The sequence below is a fragment of the Enterobacter sp. BIGb0383 genome (assembly GCF_003751845.1).
Classification (GTDB): Bacteria; Pseudomonadota; Gammaproteobacteria; order Enterobacterales; family Enterobacteriaceae; genus BIGb0383.
The window spans coordinates 846,271-863,570 of sequence record NZ_RJKQ01000002.1 but is presented as its reverse complement, the minus strand read 5'-3'; the positions used below and the strand labels follow the sequence as shown (position 1 = coordinate 863,570).

The window sequence follows — 17,300 nt, the reverse complement described above, 5'->3', positions numbered from 1 at the left end:
CCGATATCATCAAATAGAGAGTGGCGGTGAAAAATAAAGGCATAACAAAATTAACAGGCGGGAGCTTTCCCGCCTGTTACGAAGATTAATGCTTGTCGTGGCTGGCTAAGAATGACTTCAGCTTCTCAGCGTAAAACTTCGCCGACATCATGGTGCCATGTCCGCTGGTTTCAGCGCTTGCCGGGATCAGGAACAGTTCCGCCTGTTTCAACTTCGTCATTTCATTCGCGAGAATGCCGGTTTCCACCGGATTACGTTCATCATCTGCGGAATTGACGACCAGCATCGGAGCGGTAATACGGCCTAAATCAGGCTGCGCATTATAGTTAGCGGAAGAACCCCAGATATAAATAAAGTCGTTAGCATCGGCGGTGACCGGTGCCGCGAGGCGCTCGTCCACCAGCTTATCGGCCAGCGCACGGGTAGGGGCTTTATGCTGGAACGCCAGGGTGCCGCCGGTGGTGGCAATGCTGAACATAATATTGGCGGTTTTCAGCGACGGCGGCTGCTGGCTGTAATTACCTTCTGCCCAGGCCGGATCGTTTTTGATGGTCTCAATCAGCATACGGCGCATCATCCAGTTACGGCCGGAGAGCTCATTAGGCTGTGACGCCATCGGCACCAGAGCATCCATCATTGACGGATATTTTTCACCCCACATCCAGGTCTGCATCCCGCCCATGGAATAACCCATCACCAGGCGTAAATGAGAAATACCCAGACCTTCTTTGACTAAGCGATATTGCGCGGTAACCATATCGTCATAATCGTAGCGCGGAAATGTCATACGCAAGCCATCTGACGGCTTAGAGGATTTTCCTGAACCGATACTTTCCGGCATGATAATAAAGTATTTGCTGCTGTCCAGCGCCTGTCCTGGGCCAAATAACTGGCCGCCAAACCCCTGGGCTAATAGCGCTTTAATGGGCTGATTAGTTCCGTGAAGTAATAATACGGCAGGTTTGCTTTTATCACCGATCGTATAGTAGTGAATACGCAGATCGTTTAATTTTTGACCGCTATTAAAGGTAAATTCTTTCGCCACCCAGTCAGCTTCTTTAGGGGCAGGAAATGTACTGGCGGCCTGAATTAAAGGTGACACGGTTAACAGAATGGCGCAGGCCATCCCTGATATCATGCGATTAAACATACAGTAACTCTTATGGTTTGGTGCAGGCTGTGGGAGCTTGATGTTAATTTCAAATCAGAAAAATCCCAATAAACATCAACAATATCAATGAAAAAACACACGATGTGCTGCCACTTTGTGTTTTCGCCAGATCTATTCTGAGTAGTTTTCCTTATGCTGCTATCTTCCTGCGCTTTTAATAAATGGCCGCAGCTTCATCTATTACGGCGAATGTAATATCACTGAAATAAAGGGTTCTGATAGGGCAGGGCGTTAAATTGAGGCCGCGAATGCGGCCTCAGACTCTTTATGCGGGATTAATTCGAAACCAGCTGAACGACCACCAGTCGTCCGCCTTCCTCCTGGGAGAGGACAAACTGGGCGTTATCGTCCAGCGCCAGCTTATCGCCGATGGCGATCTGCTTTTTATCCGGCAGCGACATCAGCCCTTCTATCCCTTCGTTGACCAGCCACCAGCGGTCGTTATGCAACACGAAGTAGCCGACCCTTTTCTTCTGCTCTGGCGTGGTCCGCTCGTTGGGGGCGATCAGGCGGTTGACGTGCCAGGCATAGAGCGACTGCCCGCTCCAGACCATCAGGCGATGGTCATCCGGCCTGAAGCTGCCCGCCTTGCGGGAAGAGTAAAGGTTGAGGATCGGCAGCTTCCCTTTGTAGGCGGTTCCACAGTAAGGGCAGACGGGCTGGGTTTTGCCGGAGAAAACATACCACTTCTGTTCGCAGGCAATGTTCTGGCAGGGCTGAATAAGATCCACCGTTTTGACCAGCGCGCTTTCCCACTCATCCGCCGTCGGGCGTTTGGCCGGATCGTGCAGTCCCTCGATAAAGGCGCGCTCGAAAAGCGGGGTAAGCCAGGGGCCCATAATCGTATAAGGGATCTTTTGCGGGTCGGCCCAGGGCAGCGCCGACGGCGAAACCTGGTTGAGCTTCACGGCATTGCTGCGGTCGGTCGGATGCTCGATAAAGAGCGCCTTTTCCCCCATCGCCAGCGACTCATCCCTGACCTCATCATCGATATCGTGAATTTTGCCGCCCCGCAGCGGATGGCGGTAAAACAGATACATATAGATCAGCACCGATAGCGCATGGCGGTCCGTGGCGATACTGGGGAGAACGCGCTGGGGATCTTCTTTCTTCAGATGGCTGGTTTTGACCACTTCAGGCGCGATAAAGTCAGGCGTGCCGACCACGTCGGGCGGATATTTTCCTGGAACAACCAGACCATCAACATCGATGATACAGGCGTGTCCCTGTTCCGGGTCGATCAGCACGTTTTTATAGCTGAGGTCGCTGTGGCAGAGCCCGGCGGCGTGCATACGCCTGACGGCGCGGGTCAGCAGCAGGCAGACTTTCAGGTAGTTCAGCGTATTCCCGCGCTCGCGGGGATCGAGGAACTTATTCTGGTTATTGGCGCTGGCAAACCATTTCCCCTCTTTCTCCCGTCCCTTAATGCCGAGGAAATCGTCATTTTTGGAACCGTATTTGAAGAAGAAATGGCTCTGGTACGTGGGAACCACGATCCCCAGCTTGCCGTTCATCTCGACCACGTCGGTGGGCCAGCAGAACAGATCTTTCCAGTATTCCCCGCCCAACTGCTCGAAAATATTCTGCCGGTAGCGACCGGTGATCATATCGATACGTTCCCGGGCCTGGGCGTTCTGGGGCTTCTGATAAAAGGCCACGACGTAGGACTTGTCCGGAGAGAAGTAGACGTCTTTCATCGATCCCGAGCCGATAATCTCATCGACATACTGAACCGTGTGCCCGTTTTGGGTCGTGCAAGTAACAATATTTGCCATAAGTAATCACCAGGGGAGCTTACATGCTCACCATGAAACAATAAGGGTGCGGTCGTCGTGATTGCCCGGAGAGAAGAAATTCAGCCACTCCACCAGGTGTAACGAGGCAGTTTCGGGATCGGCAAGGCTGGGCGAGAGATCGGCCAGCAGGTTGTCCCATTTTGCTGCATTCTGCAGTCCGTTATCGGTTTCGAAAATCGGATCGGAAACCCCGTCCGTCATCAGGAACAGATGCGTCACATCGTTCCATTTACCGATACTGATACGCTTGCTGAACCCTGCGTCCTGCACCGCTTCCGCGTCGAGGAAACGTGTCTGGCCCGCGTACTCACCGCTGTCCGGTGCGCCGAGCACACGGACCTTCCCGGCCGGGCCGTAGGCCGCAATCGCGCCATCGCCGAGCCAGAACGACGCGGCAAACAGCTCCTCACCTTCCCGGAAGGTGAGGGTGGCCAGCAGCGTGGTGGCATAGGTTTTGGTTTTCTCTTCGGCAAGAATGGCTTCGCGGCTGATATTGTTAACGGACAGCGCCGCCGCCTGACGGAAATGGCGGTTGATAGTTTCCCAGACCTGCTGCTGATCTTCCGCATCCCAGCGCAGGATACGCTCTTTCAGAGCAATGCCTTTCTCACCCTTCAACTGCTCAGAAAGGTATTCCCCGGCGGTCTGGGTGGCAATACGCGACCCTTCGCGGGAGTTTTTCGCGCTGCCCGCACCGTCGGCAACCAGCAGAACGCTCCAGCCCGATTCCGGGATCAAATTGACGTAGAAATCATCGTCCCGGAAGGTGCCCGCATGTTCATGGGAGCGGCCCCGACGGCTTGCCGCCGCGATATTCACGCCAGTTTCAATAATCTTCTGATGAGCAAGATTCTCTTTAAAGTAGGGCGCGTCTGACGGCGGCTCGACCACTTTCCACAGGCTTCGCGGATTGGGATTGACGATAAACAGCTGGCGGGATTCGCACTCCGGGTGGGCGGCGCAGGACCAGACCACCGTGATCTCGGTATCGCCGCTTTCCGTTGGGGTTCCGCTCAGTATCTGCGTTTCCGGGTCAAAATGCAGGCTGGTCTCCGTGGGGAATCGGACGTCCAGCACGCGGGCCTCGGCACCGTTTTCCAGGGCAACATCAACGCGGGTCTGGAAAAATTCGTCGACGCGGGCGTTTGCCAGCGTGATTTTTGCAGCCGGTGGCGCAGGCACGCGCGGCGCAGCAGAGGCGGAGGCCGACGGAGACGGAACCTGTCCGGGTCGTAATGCCTCTGTTTCTGCGGAAGGCTGATCCGATTTTTCGAGTGGTTCGAACGGCATCGGCTCCCAGGCTTTTTCGGCCGTATCGGCAACCTCAGCCTCCGGCTGCGCTTCGGGTTCCGCAGGCGAAGCGTCCGGCGCGGGCTCTTCGGCTTCAGTCGCCTCCGGCGCTGACGGCGTTTCCGCCGTGGCCTCTACGGTCTCGGCGGTGATAACCGGGCTCTCTTCTTCCGCGTTTTCCTGCCCGGTCAGAGGCGCTTCGCTCTCTTGCGCATCGGTCGGCTCTGCCAGTGGCGCGGCCATATCGGGCGCGGAGGCGGCTTTCTGCTTTACGTCGCTTATCAGCTGGCGCACGCTGTCGGCCAGCTGAGGGTCCGCAAAGAGTGTCTCTGCGGTTGCGTCGTCAATCGCTAATCCGGCCTCCTCCAGAATCAGCGTCAGGATCTTATGCTCCACAGACGGGCAGGTATTCATTAGCCTCTTCCTCTACTGACGTCGAAATCTGAATTATTGCCATCGTTGCTGAATGACAGCCCTTTTTCACACCACGGACAGACAACATCGTCAGGTCCGTCAATACACAGCAGCTTCCCGCAGGAGCACATCGCAAACGCGCTGCTGTTACCACAGTGCGGACAGCCGGGCACGCCGTGCAGTTCGCTGGTGTTCACCTGCTGGACGAAGGCGGATTCATCGCTCCAGGTAAAATAGTCTTCATCGATGGGGAAGCAGCCGGCGATGTTAAAGCTGTTCAGGTTGAGGTTGAAATCCAGGCCTGAGGCTTTGATATTCGGACGCTCGTACTTCATCAGATAAGGACGTCGGGTTTTGCTGCACCGGCCGGTCAGGGTGACGCAGTTTTCATCGTAGGCCCGCACGACATCCTCTTTCGCCAGCTTGACGATATAGTCGGTCTGGGCAATTGCCGGCTGGGTATCTTCCCCGACGCTGCGGCTGTGGGCGGTGACGGAGGCGGTGATCCACTTGATAAAGCGGGTGAAATCGCCCTCGTTGGCCTCGGTGAACAGCAGCGCATTTTCCGTCAGCTGACGGAGAATATTCAGGTCGGCAGAAGGGCCAAGGCCGATGGCAATCAGGTTGACCTTGCTGGCGTAGTGCTCTTTCCAGCGTTTGATCTCGGCGGCGGTATCATCGGTTGGATGACCGTCGGTCAGAAGGTAAACCACCGGCTTCCAGTCGCCTTTGCGCTCATGGGTGGTTTTCCGCACCTGGGTATCAATTTGCACCGTCAGTTCGCGCAGCGCTGCGCCCAGGCTCGTGCCGCCGCCAACGGGCAGCCGGGGAGGGTAGAAAGAGACGATCTCATGCAGGGGAACAATGGTTCTGGCGATACCGGCGAAGGCGATAACGGAAACCCAGGCGGTTTCTAACGCGTGCGGATCTTTGCGCAGATCGCTGACGATCATCTGCAGACCGTCGTTCATTTTTTTCAGGTTATCGCCAATCATGGACTCGGAGCAGTCCAGAACGAAGAATACGGGCAGCCTTCTCATCAGAAAACCTCGTCAGGCAAAAGTGTTATTAAGCAATCGGGCAGAGGTGCAAAAAGGCAAAGCCGTAAGCGGGCTCTGCCTTTTTTGACGCACCGGGTTAAAGTACCAGCTGGATCTCGGGAGGAGGAGGAGGCAGCGTATCGGTACCCGCATTGACGCCTGCACTGCTGCTGCCTGACGCGACGCTTGCGGAAACCCACTTGAAGAAGCCGGAGAAGGCCGTTGAGTCCAGCGTCTCCAGGGCCACCACTTTATCCGTCAGCTGCTTCAGATGCTCATGCCCCGCCTTGGGTCCGACCGCACAGGCGATGATCGAGCCGAAAGCGCGTTTTTTCACTTCGCTGACGGCCTCACCGTAGGCCATGGAATCGGAAGGCGTGCCGTCGGTCATCAGGAACACCAGAGGACGCCAGTCACCTTTCTGATCGCCATCGGAACGCTGGATATCGCGGTCCACGCAGGCGATCAGGCACTCCAGCGCTGCACCGGTAAAGGTGCCACCGGCGCTGGGAACGACGATATCGGTAAACTGGAAATCTTCCAGCGCCGTCAGCGGGCTATGCTCTTTGGCCGAGTTATCAAAGGTGATGATCGAGATATGCACGCTTTCCAGCGCATAGGGATCCTGGCGCAGCGCGCTCAGCATCGCCTGCACGCCCACGTTCACGGCGTGGATCGATTCGCCGCGCATTGAACCCGACGTATCAATCAGCAGGTAGACGGGTAACCGGCGCATTACAGGTAGTTCCTGAGATGGGTGACGAAGGAATCCGACTGGGACGGCTCGCCGATAGCGTTAAGCTTCCAGCCGCCAGACTCCCTGACCAGCTCAGCAAAGACCATCGAGCACTGGTTAGCAAACGCCGGGCCGCCGGAGAGATCGAAACGGGCCATCTCGACGTTTTTGGCATCGACGGCGCGGATAAAGGCGTTCTGTACTTTGCCAAAGTTCTGATTCAGGCGTTCGCCGTTATAGATCTGCACGATGAAAACGATTTTTTCATATTTCGCGTCGAGGGAGTTCAGCTGAACGATAATTTGTTCATCGTCGCCATCGCCCGCGCCGGTACGGTTATCGCCGGTCAGCCAGATCTCGCCGGATTTATGTCGCTGGCTATTAAAGAAAATAATATCGCCGTTGACGAGCGTCGGTTTGCCATTTTCCACGCTGCCTAAATCGGTCACTTTCCCTTCGGCATTACAGAGGAACGCGACGACATCGAGGTCGTATTCTTCCTCTTTTTTGCCGAGCAGGCTGCCGAGGAACCCTTTTTTCTCTTCCCTGATATCCCATCCGAGGCCAATGGTGACCGATGAAAGATCGTGTTCGTTTTTGCGCAGGCTAACGCCCTGTCCTTTACTCAGGCTGACTGACATAACATCCCCTTAATGATCAGTATGATTATAAAACTACGTTAACTTCAGGCGGTGGCGGCGGAAGATCGTCGAGGCCAATCACCTCTTTTTTACCCGACTCCACTTTCTGGCTGCCGACAGAAACGCTGGCGGAAACCCATTTGAAGAAGGCTTTAATGGACGAGCTGTCCGCGGTATCGAGCTGCAGAACGATCTCGGTTATCTCTTTCAGCACGCTGGTATCCGCCGTATGTCCGGCGGCGCAGGCCACCACAACCCCGGTTCGGGCCGCTTTGAACGCGCTCAGGCCCTTGCGCCAGTCGTCGGTCGGAGAGCCATCGGTCATCAGGAAAACGAGCGGACGCCAGTCGCCTTTGGTATCGGCGGTCGTTTTCTGGACTTCCTGTTCAATACTGCTGGCGGTTAATGCGAGGGCGTCACCCAGCGCGGTGGTACCGCTGGCGGCGAGTGTCGGAAGCTGGAAGCTTAGCAGGTCCGTTAACGGAACGGCCTGACGGGCGCTGGAATCAAAGGTGATCACCGATATCCAGGCGGTTTCGAGCGCGTAAGGATCCTGCTTGAGCGTGGTCAGCAGCGTCTGGACGCCGTTCTTGACGGCTTCAATCGGCTCGCCATGCATTGAGCCTGAGGTATCCAGAAGGAGATATACGGGTAGTCGTCTCATCAATAACTCCTTTAAATTTTTGAGCGCGGCGGCGAATAGTCCTGAACATAAAATTGTCTTCGTTGAATATATCGCTTCTGGCGACATTATTCCCCTGCAAAATTTCGTTGTATTTGCCGGATTCGGGGGTATTTCACAGTAAAAATGCAGAAGGTTAAGCGAGGGGATGGTTCTATTTGCTTTAAGTCGCCGATATATCGTGGGGGAAAAGAATGAAGAAAAACGTTCACAGAGGGCAAACCCGAGTCTTCCTTTCCCGGGTGATGGTTAAGGCGTTACTTTTTGCGTTTGTACTCCATAATCAGGTCGTCGATAGCCCTGAGCGCGATCTTTTCCACCGCCTCGCTGCGGGAGGAACCCATCAGCTCGGCCAGCTTGTCGATTTTCCGCAGGACGCGCATCCGCAGTGAAAGCGATACGGCGGTTTTCATCTCTTTATCGAGAACGACCCGGAAACCTGAATCGCTGCTCTTCAGCTCGGCGTTAAGCGCCAGCGCCTCGGTCATCCGGCGCAGCGTTTTTTTATCCAGCTGTCCGGGGTTCACCAGGTGATAGGAGTGCGTCGCCTTACTGTATTTGATCTCCGCCGAATAGGCGTCCCGAAGCTCTTTCAGGGCGCGGGTCAGCGTCGGCTCCGAGCATGCCAGCGTGGCGATAATCTCGTTCGCCGCCACGGGTTTTCCCGTGCCGAGAAGGTTGGCGAGCGTAAAGATGCGTGTCTGCCTGGTGTTTAGTTGCATAGTCAGTTAAAGCCTGCATTAGGGTCAGTGGTTCAACATCGGGACATGAATCCTGAACTTCTCTTTATGAATACGGTGCCGTACGGCCGAGCATCCTGACACACCGATCCTCAATCTTAGCTAAATCAACGTTAAACCAGAGGATAATCTCCCCGGTGCGACCTCACGATCGCGCCTTATTTTTGTTGCAACATGGACATCAGCCTGATGCCGTCGGGTTTTTGTCCCGTCGTCAGGCCGTAGACGCGGGCGCGTTCCAGGATCCCCGCGGCCCAGCGGCGGTGGGTGGCCGGTTCGCACATCGCGCCCTGAGACTTAAAGACGGCCTGGGTGGAGTTCAGAATGCGCAGGGCGTCAGAATGCTCGCCGGGCGAGACCGTCAGCGCCTGTTCAATCACGTCAATCTGTCCCGGATGAATCGCCGTTTTGCCGACAAGCCCGTGGGCCATATCCAGCGCCAGTTCGCGGGCCATCACCGCGTGATCGTCAATATGCTCGCAGACCGGTGCCGTCAGGGCAAAATTGCGGGAGGCGAAAACCGACACCAGCATTTTAATCACGTAGCCCATCGGGCTGTCATACAGGGTCAGATTGCGCGGACGGCGCAGCGAAACGACGTTCATCAGGTCGTTACCGCCAATTCGCAGGGCGATGATCCGCTCATGGCAGGGATGATCGACCAGCGTTACGGCAAGCTCGCGCATCTGCGTGACGTCAAAGACATCTTCTGTTTCCAGCGTGGGCATCATGCAGAGATGCGTATTCTCCAGCATCTCCCACCACACCGGCAGCGAGGCGAGGGTAAATTTAGGCAGCACCAGGCCGTCTACCGCGTTCAGATCCAGATGGCGGGTCAGCCATTGCCCCATCTCCGGATGCCGGGGGCGAATAAAGACCAGCGGCCAGTCGTGGTTTCCGCCTGCGGCTTTGGCCGCGTTCAGCACCTGCAGCAGCTGCGTCAGATTTTGCAGCGCCTGAGGAATATCGTCCTCGTTGACGGCATCTTCCAGGCAGATCACCAGCGAGCGTAGGCCGGGGATTTTCCCTTCGAGGATCGCGTCGCCGATATCGTCGCGCGTGGCAGGCATATAAAGGGTGGCGCCCAGGTTCCAGGGCGAACGTCGATTATCCATTAAAGCACCTTCTTTATGATAGTAACGGCCCTGTACTGACCGATGTCGTTGCCCAGCTCGGTGACGGTAATGCCTTTATCGCGGGCCAGACCAACCAGCAGCGCGACGTCCGGGTCATCAATGGCACGGACAAAGACATGATCGGGCACCCGGCGCAGCACGGCACGCGTCGCCTCAGCGATCCCCGGTTTAATACGGTTGATGCTGTCTACAGTATAGCGCTCGGCCAGGCGGGTAATGACCTCCCGGCTGAGCTGCCACAGACGGGCATTCCCTTCGGCGTGCCAGGCCAGCGGGGCGATCTCCGCTTGCGCAATTTCTTCGCGGCAGCGGGCAACGGTATCGACCAGCATACGGCTGCATTCGTACTCGCTGAGGTGATCGCAGACGACGCAGCCGTGCAGCCCTTGTGCGGTCCACACCGAGCGTGAGATCAGGCCGGACACCGGCGCACCCATAATGCCAAAGGGAATCAGCCAGTCGTCATCGCTGGCGGCAAGCCAGGCGCATCCGCAGGGATCGGCCAGCACCACCAGCCGCGGCTGTTCGGGATAGCCTTCGCGGCCGTTAAGCGCACGGATCAGCTCGCCGGTAATGGCGCCTTTTCCGGTCCACCCGTCAACAAAAACGATGCCCGCTGTGCCGTGCCGTGATTCAATCCACTCCAGCGCGGCGGTATCGATACCCCGGTCGCGAATAATACTGATCCCGTAGTGATAAGAGCGTTTTCCCATTGCGCGGAGCGCCTGGTGTAGCATCACGCCCAACGGGACGCCAGCCCGGACCAGGCTTGCCAGGACGATGGGCTCGTCGCCAGCGCGAGCGGCCAGCTCCCGCGCAAGCTGTAACACTTCGCGTGCGAGCCGGACGGCACCCGTTTCCAGGGCGCGGGCAAACACGTCAAGGTGCCACTGGGTCGGAGCAGGTTCCTGACTGAGCATATCCGAGTAGTGCTTGCGCCCGGACTGGATCAGTTCCTCTTTCAGCTCGACCGGCGTCATTTCCATGGCGATCGGGGTGAGCAAAAAATGTACATCTTCAGGCAGGTAAGAGCCTGAGAAGGGGATCAGATTTTCCATTATTCTTCTCCAAAAACGCGGCGGGAAATCGCCTCGGCAAACTGACTCTGACGGGGGATCCCGAACCAGCTACACAGCTTCATAAAGCGGTGATCGCTTAAGCTATCGCCGAGGCCGATAACCGGGAATACGCCGCGCTCCGCCCGCAGTTTATCCAGCAGCCAGGTCACGGCCAGCCCTTTTTCGACGGGGTGCGGCAGCCAGGCCACGTTGTTACTGTTACGGTGAATATAAAAACGCTCGCCGGGGAAGATCTGCTCAATCTCATCGGCAATGGCATAGAGTTCGTCAATCCGCGTGCTGTCACGGTGCTTCATCACCAGATAGACCGGGACATCGCCATACTCGTAGTTAATACGCGCCCAGGCGTTGATGCCCCGCTCGGCCATCATATCGGTGATGCGCTGCTGCATGGTCGTCAGCGTTTCGCCATAGGGGGCCAGGCGCTGTAGCATCAGTGCTTTCCACTCTTCATCCGGCTCGCCCTGCGGGTTGAGGATCACGGCACCGTGGGTGGCAATCGCCCAGGAGCGAAACGGGATCTGTACCCGGCTGATCTCTTCCGTGCCGCGTGCCGTGACGGGGATCAGCTCGGCCTGCTCCAGCAGCCAGTCCACCAGCATAGACTGCTCTTCGGTCATAAAGCTGCGCGGTGACAGGCTTCTGTCCAGCGCGCCGGTGCGAAAAGGCTCCAGCGCCAGCTCATCGACCATTTTTCGGCGGGTCTGAAATAGCGTGTCGTCGAGATCGCTTAACACAACGGGCTTATTCATAGGTGACGATCTCCACGGCTGGCGCGACCTTCGCCAGGGCGTTCAGTAAAAGAGTGTCCACGCTGCTGGCGGGGGTCTCCGTACACAGCAGGATACGATCGAACTGCTGGTGGGCAACGTTATAGACAAAGTTAGGAATGCCCAGGCCGTAGTTATCGGTAAAGGCAATTGCGGACTGGATGGCAAACCCGGTGGCAATCGGGGAGCGCGTTGTCGAGCTATACAGCACCGTCGCGCCCTGCGCCTCAAGGCGCTCTGCCAGCAGGAAGGGTTCCCAGACAAACTCGCCGCTGCCCAGCACCAGCACTTTCTCTTCGGCGGACACCGTAATATGTCGTCCCAGATCCTGACCCGACTCGATCATACCCAGTCTTCCCCACGACTGTCTGCCGACAATCGGGACCGATCCACGCGAGGTGACATTCACCGCCGGCATCACCGGCAGCGGCGCATCCGGATCGGCATGCCACTGCCAGTGGCCTTTGACCAGCGAGAGGCTCTCGACCGGCAGCGGACAGCGCTGGCGCAGAGCGTCGCCGCTCCAGTCCGTCAACGTGACCACCACCACCCGCTCCAGCTTCTCCAGCGCACCGCTGGCGCGAAGGGCGGACAGCAGATTGATAAAGGTGTTTCCGGTCGTGGCTTCATCATCTACCAGCACCAGGGTGCGTGCGTCATGCACGCGCCGACGCTTCTCCGGCGAATCCGGGAGATAAATTAAGTGGTCCGTGGCGTGGCTATGCTCTTCTTTAAACTCGCAGAGCAGCTCACCGTCGACGGGATGCCGGGTCGAGGTCAGGTAAACCGCGTCCTGATGGCGTAGGGTGTCAAAGACGCCCGCGCCCAGGCCGACCGCGGTTTCGGCCATGCCGATCACCAGCACCGGACCGGCGATATCCTGCGGAAACTGCCCGGCAAGCTGGCGATAGGCCTGACGCATCACCGAGGGCGGGACGGGAATATGTCGACCCAGCACCTTGCTGACAAACAGAAAGGCGCGCTTAGGATTGCGACGCTCCGCGATGTCGAACAGCGCGTCCAGGGGATAATCGCCCTGGGTGCTCTCAACCTGGATAGTGCCGCAGGACAGGGTCTGGCGATAAAGAGTACCGCCCGTCTTGTTAGACATGCTCCGCTTCCTTAATTCAGTCGGTTGGTTAACGTCGGCGAGTAGTTGATAACATCCGTTACCGACCTGACGATGGCGGGTTTGAAATCGCTCTTCGCCATCGCCGTGACCTCTTCGGCCTGGAGCTGATCCAGCCGACGGGCGGCAAACATGCCTGGTAAATTGACGCCGCTGTGCAGCGTGTAGCCGATCCCGCCGGACGGGCGCATATTGATCTCCAGCAGAAGCGGCTTGCCGCTGCTGTCATTGCGGGTCTGGACGTTGACCAGGCCGTCAGCCTGCATCAGTTCGGCGCAGGCGCAGGCTAAGCGGAAGGCTTCACCTTCATTGACCAGATACTGCAGCGCCCCTTCTTTACGGCGTCCGACCGCCGCCAGCACCTTGCCGTTCTCTGCCAGGATGTCCACGGAGTATTCCGGGCCGGGAAGCCAGGGCATTAACACCAGCGGCGTAAAGGTTTCCGCCCCGGCCAGCGCCGTTAAATAGTGCTGCGGGTGAACACGACGCTGCTCGGGATGATTAAAGACCGCCATCGGGGAGACGCTGTCATCAAAACGCCAAAAACCCATGCCATAAATGCCGGTAACGGGCTTGACGCAAAGCGGCTCGCTGGCAAAGGGCGGATTCTCAATCCGGGCCTGTAGCGTCTCAATATCGTTAATGCGGACAGAGGGCACCACGGGAAGGCCGTGTTTCGCCATCAGTTCGGCGAAGCTCACTTTGTCATCGGCGAGCGCAAAATGATCCGGGTCTGAGGAGCCGGTGGTGAGCGAGGCGCCGCTGGCTTCAATTTGCGCACGATGCGCCTCAAACCAGCCGCAGTTACGCCCGGTATGGATGGCATCGATCCCCCATTGCGCGACGGTGCTGAGGATAAAGGCAAGGCGTTCTTCGGCATCCTGAGGCTCTATCAAAGCGCGATCCGCCACGGAGAGGATTTCGTTTCTCTCGTGGCGGTGGGAAGCAAAAATGGCGATGTCAGTCTGATTTTTTTTTGAGAAGGACTTAATGCCAAGAATGATATCCCGCTGAGACGATAAGCCTTCCATAAGCCAAATGTTTTTTTTCATGCCCTTTACGATTACCTGATGAGATGAGCCCAATAAGACAGTTCGATGAGTCTATGAATGTCCATAGGCCATGTCAATCATGTTATGATTTAAAACCTTTTCTGTGAGCGACATCGAAAAATAAATGTATTTCTACTTATTGCATATATTTCAATTTGTTATGTTTTGTTTTTCGCGTAAAAAACGGTCCCCGGAGTGGGTGTGATAAAAAACCACCAAAATTTGCCTTGTCAGAGAACTTCATCATGATATGATTTTTTGCGAATGAATGAACGTCATTCGCGTTGTCTCAGCCAATACCATTTAAAGGAAAGTAAATATGGTTTCGTTAAGCAAAAACCAGACGGTATCACTCAGCAAACAATCCCCTTCGCTCAGCCAGCTGCAGTTCGGGCTCGGATGGGACCCGATCAAGAAAAAAGGACTCTTTGGCGGTTTGTTTGGTGGCAACGACTCTATCGACCTCGATGCCGGCTGCGTGTTAATGGACAGCACCGGTAAGAAAATCGACACCATCTGGTTCCAGGCGCTGAAGTCTCGCTGCGGTTCCGTGATCCACAGCGGCGACAACCTGACCGGCGAAGGTGACGGTGACGACGAAGTTATCCGGGTCGATCTGGGCAAGCTTCCGGCGCAGGTCGAGTACCTGGCTTTCACCGTGAACAGCTTCCGTGGTCAGACGTTCAATGATGTCGATAACGCGTTCTGCCGCGTGGTCGATCAGAGCAACAAAGAGCTGGCACGTTACAAACTGACCGAACAGGGTTCCCATACCGGGATCGTGATCGCCTCGCTGCGCCGCAATAACGGCAACTGGGACTTCACGGCGCACGGCTTTGCCTGTCGCGGCCGTACCATTGACGACATGCACGCGGATATCGTTGCGACGGTGGTGAAATAATGAACCTGACTCCAGGGGGCAACGCCCCGGTTCCTGCCCAGGAACTGACCGTTCGCGTAACGTCCGGCGGCCCGGTTGACGCTTCCGCCTTCCGCCTTTTCCAGAACGGGAAAGTGCAGGGCGATGCCGACATGGTCTTCTACGGACAGCCGAACAACAACGACAGCACCGTGTCCCTTACCCGCGAAGGGAATAACAGCACCTTTACGGTTGCGTTAAATCGCCTGAAGCCTGACGTCGAGAAAATTGCCTTTACGGTGACCTGCGACGGGGGACAGACCGTCTCCGGGCTGCGCAACCTGACGATTGATGTCCTGCAGGGGGCAAGCTCGCTCGTTAGCGGCAACGTCGATCTCTCCGGCCGTCAGGAAGCCGCCCTGATTCTGGGTGAACTCTATCGCCGTAACGGCGAGTGGAAATTCCGCTTTGTCGCCCAGGGTTTTAACGGTGGTCTCCAGCCGCTGGCAGAACACTTTGGCGTGAATATCGCCGATGAACCGGCTCCGCCGCCGCCGGTAGTGACGCCGCCGCCGCCGCCGGCACCGGCACCTGCCGCTGACCGGGTAAGCCTGAGCAAAGTTTCTCTGACCAAAGAGAAGCCGGCAATCAGCCTGACCAAACGCGACAACTTCGGTGAAATCCGCATTAACCTCAACTGGCATCGCGGTACCGCGGCTACCGGTCTGCGCGGCCTGTTTGGCTCGAAAGGTATCGATCTGGACCTGGGGGCGTTTGTCGAACTTCAGGACGGCAGCAAAGGGGTTATCCAGGCGCTGGGGGACACCTTTGGTAACTATCACTCTGAGCCTTTTGTCCAGTTGCAGGGCGATGACCGTACCGGCGATGTCTCCGATGGCGAATGGCTGCACGTCAACGGCCAGCAGTGGAAACACCTGCGTCAGATTCTGATCTACGCTTTCATCTACGAAGGTGCGCCAAGCTGGGATAAAACGGACGGCGTGGTCACCATTCACGTCCCGGAACAGCCGCCGATTGAAACGCGCCTGACAGAGGGCGACAACAAACGCACCCTGTGCGCGATCGCTCGCCTGGTGAATGAAAACGGGTCAATCAAAGTCGAACGCATTAACCAGTACTTTAAAGGCCAGTCCGAAATGGATCGGGCGTTTGGCTGGGGCTTTCGCTGGTCATCAGGTTCTAAGTAAGACAGTCACTGAGGGTTTACACATGAGTTTCTTTAACAAAGTTAAAAGCGCGATTAACTCCGGTCGCGATGAGCTGACCCGTCAGGTTGGCCGTTTCAAAAACAAAAAGTTTATGCAGGGCACCGTGGCTGTCTGCGCCCGTATCGCTGTCTCCAGCGACGGCGTGAGCGCCGAAGAGAAGCAGAAAATGATTGGTTTCCTGCGTGCCTCTGACGAACTGAAAGTTTTCGAAACCACCGAGGTTATCGAGTTCTTTAATAAACTGGTTTCAAGTTTCGACTTTGATCTGGAGATCGGCAAAGGCGAAACCATGAAATACATCCTGGCGCTGAAAGATCAGCCTGAAGCTGCCCAGCTCGCGCTGCGCGTGGGAATTGCGGTTGCCAAAAGCGACGGTAACTTCGACCAGGATGAGCAAAAAGCCGTACGTGAAATCGCCACCGCTCTTGGTTTTGAGCCGGCTGAATTTGGTCTCTGATAATCATCCTTTAAGGGTTAGCTATGGTTTCAACACACATTGGTTTTCCGACTGAAACAGTCATCGTTTTTATCGCGCTGTCTGTCGGTGCCATTTTTATTGACTTGTTTATGCACCGTCATGACAAGCCAATCTCCCTGAAAAGTGCCGCGCTGTGGTCCATTTTCTGGGTGCTGATTGCGATGGCGTTTGCCGGGTTCCTGTATATCCACCACGGCGCTGAAGTTGCCAGCCTCTTCGTCACCGGTTATGCCCTGGAGAAAGTGCTCTCCGTCGATAACCTGTTTGTCATGATGGCTATCTTCTCGTGGTTTGCCGTACCTGACCGCTACCGCCACCGCGTCCTCTACTGGGGGATTATCGGTGCGATCGTCTTCAGGGGCATCTTCGTTGCCATCGGTACCAGCCTGCTGAGCCTGGGGCCTTACGTTGAAGTTGTCTTCGCCATTATTGTGGCCTGGACGGCGGTCATGATGCTGAAAAGCGGTGATGATAACGACGAGATCGAGGATTACTCCCAGCATATGGCCTACCGGCTGGTTAAGCGTTTCTTCCCTATCTGGCCGAAGCTGAAAGGTCATGCCTTCCTGCTGACCCAGAAAGAAGTGGATGAAGAGCTGGCAAAACCGGAAAACAACGACGTGACTATCGGGCGCGGTAAGAAAGCGGCCCTGTATGCTACCCCGCTGATGCTGTGTGTGGCGGTCGTTGAACTGTCGGATGTGATGTTTGCGTTTGACTCCGTACCGGCCATTATTGCCGTCAGCCGTGAACCGCTGATTGTCTATAGCGCCATGATGTTTGCTATCCTCGGTCTGCGTACCCTCTACTTTGTACTTGAGGGACTGAAACAGTACCTGGCGCATCTGGAGAAAGCGGTTATCGCACTTCTGTTCTTCATTGCCGTGAAGCTTGGATTGAACGCCACGGACCATATCTGGCACCATGGGTACAGTATCGAAGCCACGACCAGCCTTTACGTTGTTCTGGCTGTGCTGGCAGTGGGTATCATCGCGAGCGTGATGTTCCCGGAAAAGCCCGATGCTGAAGAAAAGGATGGTCAGTCTCCGGATGCCTGA

Annotated in this window: 17 protein-coding genes; 4 read left to right on the top strand and 13 right to left on the bottom strand. The window is 56.4% G+C overall.

The genetic code is table 11. The features are described from left to right. Positions 1–85 precede the first annotated feature (85 nt). The 13 genes from EDF81_RS12410 to EDF81_RS12350 all read right to left on the bottom strand — a co-directional run bounded on the left by EDF81_RS12410 (position 86) and on the right by EDF81_RS12350 (position 13,676). Positions 86–1,150 (bottom strand): alpha/beta fold hydrolase, encoded by a 1,065-nt coding sequence (locus EDF81_RS12410; protein WP_123348431.1) that lies wholly within the window; start codon positions 1,148–1,150, stop codon positions 86–88. A 296-nt stretch (positions 1,151–1,446) separates the two neighbouring features. Continuing rightward, the gene (locus EDF81_RS12405) at positions 1,447–2,946 is read right to left on the bottom strand and encodes a helix-hairpin-helix domain-containing protein (RefSeq protein WP_123348430.1); all 1,500 of its coding nucleotides are present in this window, start codon (positions 2,944–2,946) and stop codon (positions 1,447–1,449) included. A 27-nt stretch (positions 2,947–2,973) separates the two neighbouring features. Further along, positions 2,974–4,671 (bottom strand): PP2C family serine/threonine-protein phosphatase, encoded by a 1,698-nt coding sequence (locus tag EDF81_RS12400; protein WP_123348429.1) that lies wholly within the window; start codon positions 4,669–4,671, stop codon positions 2,974–2,976. After that, entirely contained in the window at positions 4,671–5,711 is a 1,041-nt protein-coding gene (locus tag EDF81_RS12395; RefSeq protein ID WP_123348428.1) for a TerY-C metal binding domain-containing protein, read from the bottom strand. The genes EDF81_RS12400 and EDF81_RS12395 overlap by 1 nt, the downstream gene beginning before the upstream one ends. Before the next feature lie 97 nt (positions 5,712–5,808). Further along, on the bottom strand, positions 5,809–6,447 hold the full coding sequence (locus EDF81_RS12390; protein ID WP_123348427.1) for a VWA domain-containing protein: 639 nt from the start codon (positions 6,445–6,447) through the stop codon (positions 5,809–5,811). After that, the gene (locus EDF81_RS12385; protein ID WP_123348426.1) at positions 6,447–7,088 is read right to left on the bottom strand and encodes a TerD family protein; all 642 of its coding nucleotides are present in this window, start codon (positions 7,086–7,088) and stop codon (positions 6,447–6,449) included. The genes EDF81_RS12390 and EDF81_RS12385 overlap by 1 nt, the downstream gene beginning before the upstream one ends. Before the next feature lie 25 nt (positions 7,089–7,113). Continuing rightward, on the bottom strand, positions 7,114–7,752 hold the full coding sequence (locus EDF81_RS12380) for a VWA domain-containing protein (RefSeq protein WP_123348425.1): 639 nt from the start codon (positions 7,750–7,752) through the stop codon (positions 7,114–7,116). Between the two features lie 275 nt (positions 7,753–8,027). After that, on the bottom strand, positions 8,028–8,492 hold the full coding sequence (locus EDF81_RS12375; protein ID WP_123348424.1) for a tellurium resistance protein TerW: 465 nt from the start codon (positions 8,490–8,492) through the stop codon (positions 8,028–8,030). 176 nt (positions 8,493–8,668) lie between these two features. Further along, on the bottom strand, positions 8,669–9,625 hold the full coding sequence (locus EDF81_RS12370) for an HpcH/HpaI aldolase/citrate lyase family protein (protein WP_123348423.1): 957 nt from the start codon (positions 9,623–9,625) through the stop codon (positions 8,669–8,671). After that, positions 9,625–10,704 (bottom strand): cysteine protease StiP family protein, encoded by a 1,080-nt coding sequence (locus tag EDF81_RS12365; RefSeq protein WP_123348422.1) that lies wholly within the window; start codon positions 10,702–10,704, stop codon positions 9,625–9,627. The genes EDF81_RS12370 and EDF81_RS12365 overlap by 1 nt, the downstream gene beginning before the upstream one ends. After that, on the bottom strand, positions 10,704–11,477 hold the full coding sequence (locus EDF81_RS12360; protein ID WP_123348421.1) for a hypothetical protein: 774 nt from the start codon (positions 11,475–11,477) through the stop codon (positions 10,704–10,706). The genes EDF81_RS12365 and EDF81_RS12360 overlap by 1 nt, the downstream gene beginning before the upstream one ends. Further along, positions 11,470–12,606, bottom strand: a complete 1,137-nt coding sequence (locus EDF81_RS12355; RefSeq protein ID WP_123348420.1) for a phosphoribosyltransferase domain-containing protein — start codon at positions 12,604–12,606, stop codon at positions 11,470–11,472. The genes EDF81_RS12360 and EDF81_RS12355 overlap by 8 nt, the downstream gene beginning before the upstream one ends. Before the next feature lie 11 nt (positions 12,607–12,617). Beyond that, positions 12,618–13,676, bottom strand: coding sequence for an ATP-grasp domain-containing protein (locus EDF81_RS12350; RefSeq protein ID WP_123348419.1), 1,059 nt, complete (start codon positions 13,674–13,676; stop codon positions 12,618–12,620). A 319-nt stretch (positions 13,677–13,995) separates the two neighbouring features. Between EDF81_RS12350 and EDF81_RS12345 the strand changes: the two genes are divergently transcribed. The 4 genes from EDF81_RS12345 to EDF81_RS12330 are packed head-to-tail and all read left to right on the top strand — an operon-like array spanning position 13,996 to position 17,300. Further along, complete coding sequence (locus EDF81_RS12345) at positions 13,996–14,577, top strand: TerD family protein (protein WP_123348418.1); 582 nt, start codon at positions 13,996–13,998, stop codon at positions 14,575–14,577. Further along, on the top strand, positions 14,577–15,743 hold the full coding sequence (locus EDF81_RS12340; protein ID WP_123348417.1) for a TerD family protein: 1,167 nt from the start codon (positions 14,577–14,579) through the stop codon (positions 15,741–15,743). Before EDF81_RS12345 ends, EDF81_RS12340 begins: the two co-directional genes overlap by 1 nt. A gap of 22 nt (positions 15,744–15,765) precedes the next feature. Continuing rightward, entirely contained in the window at positions 15,766–16,221 is a 456-nt protein-coding gene (locus EDF81_RS12335) for a tellurite resistance TerB family protein (RefSeq protein WP_123348416.1), read from the top strand. 23 nt (positions 16,222–16,244) lie between these two features. Beyond that, a complete protein-coding gene (locus EDF81_RS12330; protein WP_123348415.1) occupies positions 16,245–17,300 on the top strand; it encodes a TerC family protein in 1,056 nt (351 codons plus the stop codon).

Bases quoted from the DNA above. Each gene is read 5' to 3' on its own strand.
- EDF81_RS12410 (WP_123348431.1), bottom strand. From the start codon at position 1,150: ATGTTTAATCGCATGATATCAGGGATGGCCTGCGCCATTCTGTTAACC.
- EDF81_RS12405 (WP_123348430.1), bottom strand. From the start codon at position 2,946: ATGGCAAATATTGTTACTTGCACGACCCAAAACGGGCACACGGTTCAG.
- EDF81_RS12400 (WP_123348429.1), bottom strand. From the start codon at position 4,671: ATGAATACCTGCCCGTCTGTGGAGCATAAGATCCTGACGCTGATTCTG.
- EDF81_RS12395 (WP_123348428.1), bottom strand. From the start codon at position 5,711: ATGAGAAGGCTGCCCGTATTCTTCGTTCTGGACTGCTCCGAGTCCATG.
- EDF81_RS12390 (WP_123348427.1), bottom strand. From the start codon at position 6,447: ATGCGCCGGTTACCCGTCTACCTGCTGATTGATACGTCGGGTTCAATG.
- EDF81_RS12385 (WP_123348426.1), bottom strand. From the start codon at position 7,088: ATGTCAGTCAGCCTGAGTAAAGGACAGGGCGTTAGCCTGCGCAAAAAC.
- EDF81_RS12380 (WP_123348425.1), bottom strand. From the start codon at position 7,752: ATGAGACGACTACCCGTATATCTCCTTCTGGATACCTCAGGCTCAATG.
- EDF81_RS12375 (WP_123348424.1), bottom strand. From the start codon at position 8,492: ATGCAACTAAACACCAGGCAGACACGCATCTTTACGCTCGCCAACCTT.
- EDF81_RS12370 (WP_123348423.1), bottom strand. From the start codon at position 9,625: ATGGATAATCGACGTTCGCCCTGGAACCTGGGCGCCACCCTTTATATG.
- EDF81_RS12365 (WP_123348422.1), bottom strand. From the start codon at position 10,704: ATGGAAAATCTGATCCCCTTCTCAGGCTCTTACCTGCCTGAAGATGTA.
- EDF81_RS12360 (WP_123348421.1), bottom strand. From the start codon at position 11,477: ATGAATAAGCCCGTTGTGTTAAGCGATCTCGACGACACGCTATTTCAG.
- EDF81_RS12355 (WP_123348420.1), bottom strand. From the start codon at position 12,606: ATGTCTAACAAGACGGGCGGTACTCTTTATCGCCAGACCCTGTCCTGC.
- EDF81_RS12350 (WP_123348419.1), bottom strand. From the start codon at position 13,676: ATGAAAAAAAACATTTGGCTTATGGAAGGCTTATCGTCTCAGCGGGAT.
- EDF81_RS12345 (WP_123348418.1), top strand. From the start codon at position 13,996: ATGGTTTCGTTAAGCAAAAACCAGACGGTATCACTCAGCAAACAATCC.
- EDF81_RS12340 (WP_123348417.1), top strand. From the start codon at position 14,577: ATGAACCTGACTCCAGGGGGCAACGCCCCGGTTCCTGCCCAGGAACTG.
- EDF81_RS12335 (WP_123348416.1), top strand. From the start codon at position 15,766: ATGAGTTTCTTTAACAAAGTTAAAAGCGCGATTAACTCCGGTCGCGAT.
- EDF81_RS12330 (WP_123348415.1), top strand. From the start codon at position 16,245: ATGGTTTCAACACACATTGGTTTTCCGACTGAAACAGTCATCGTTTTT.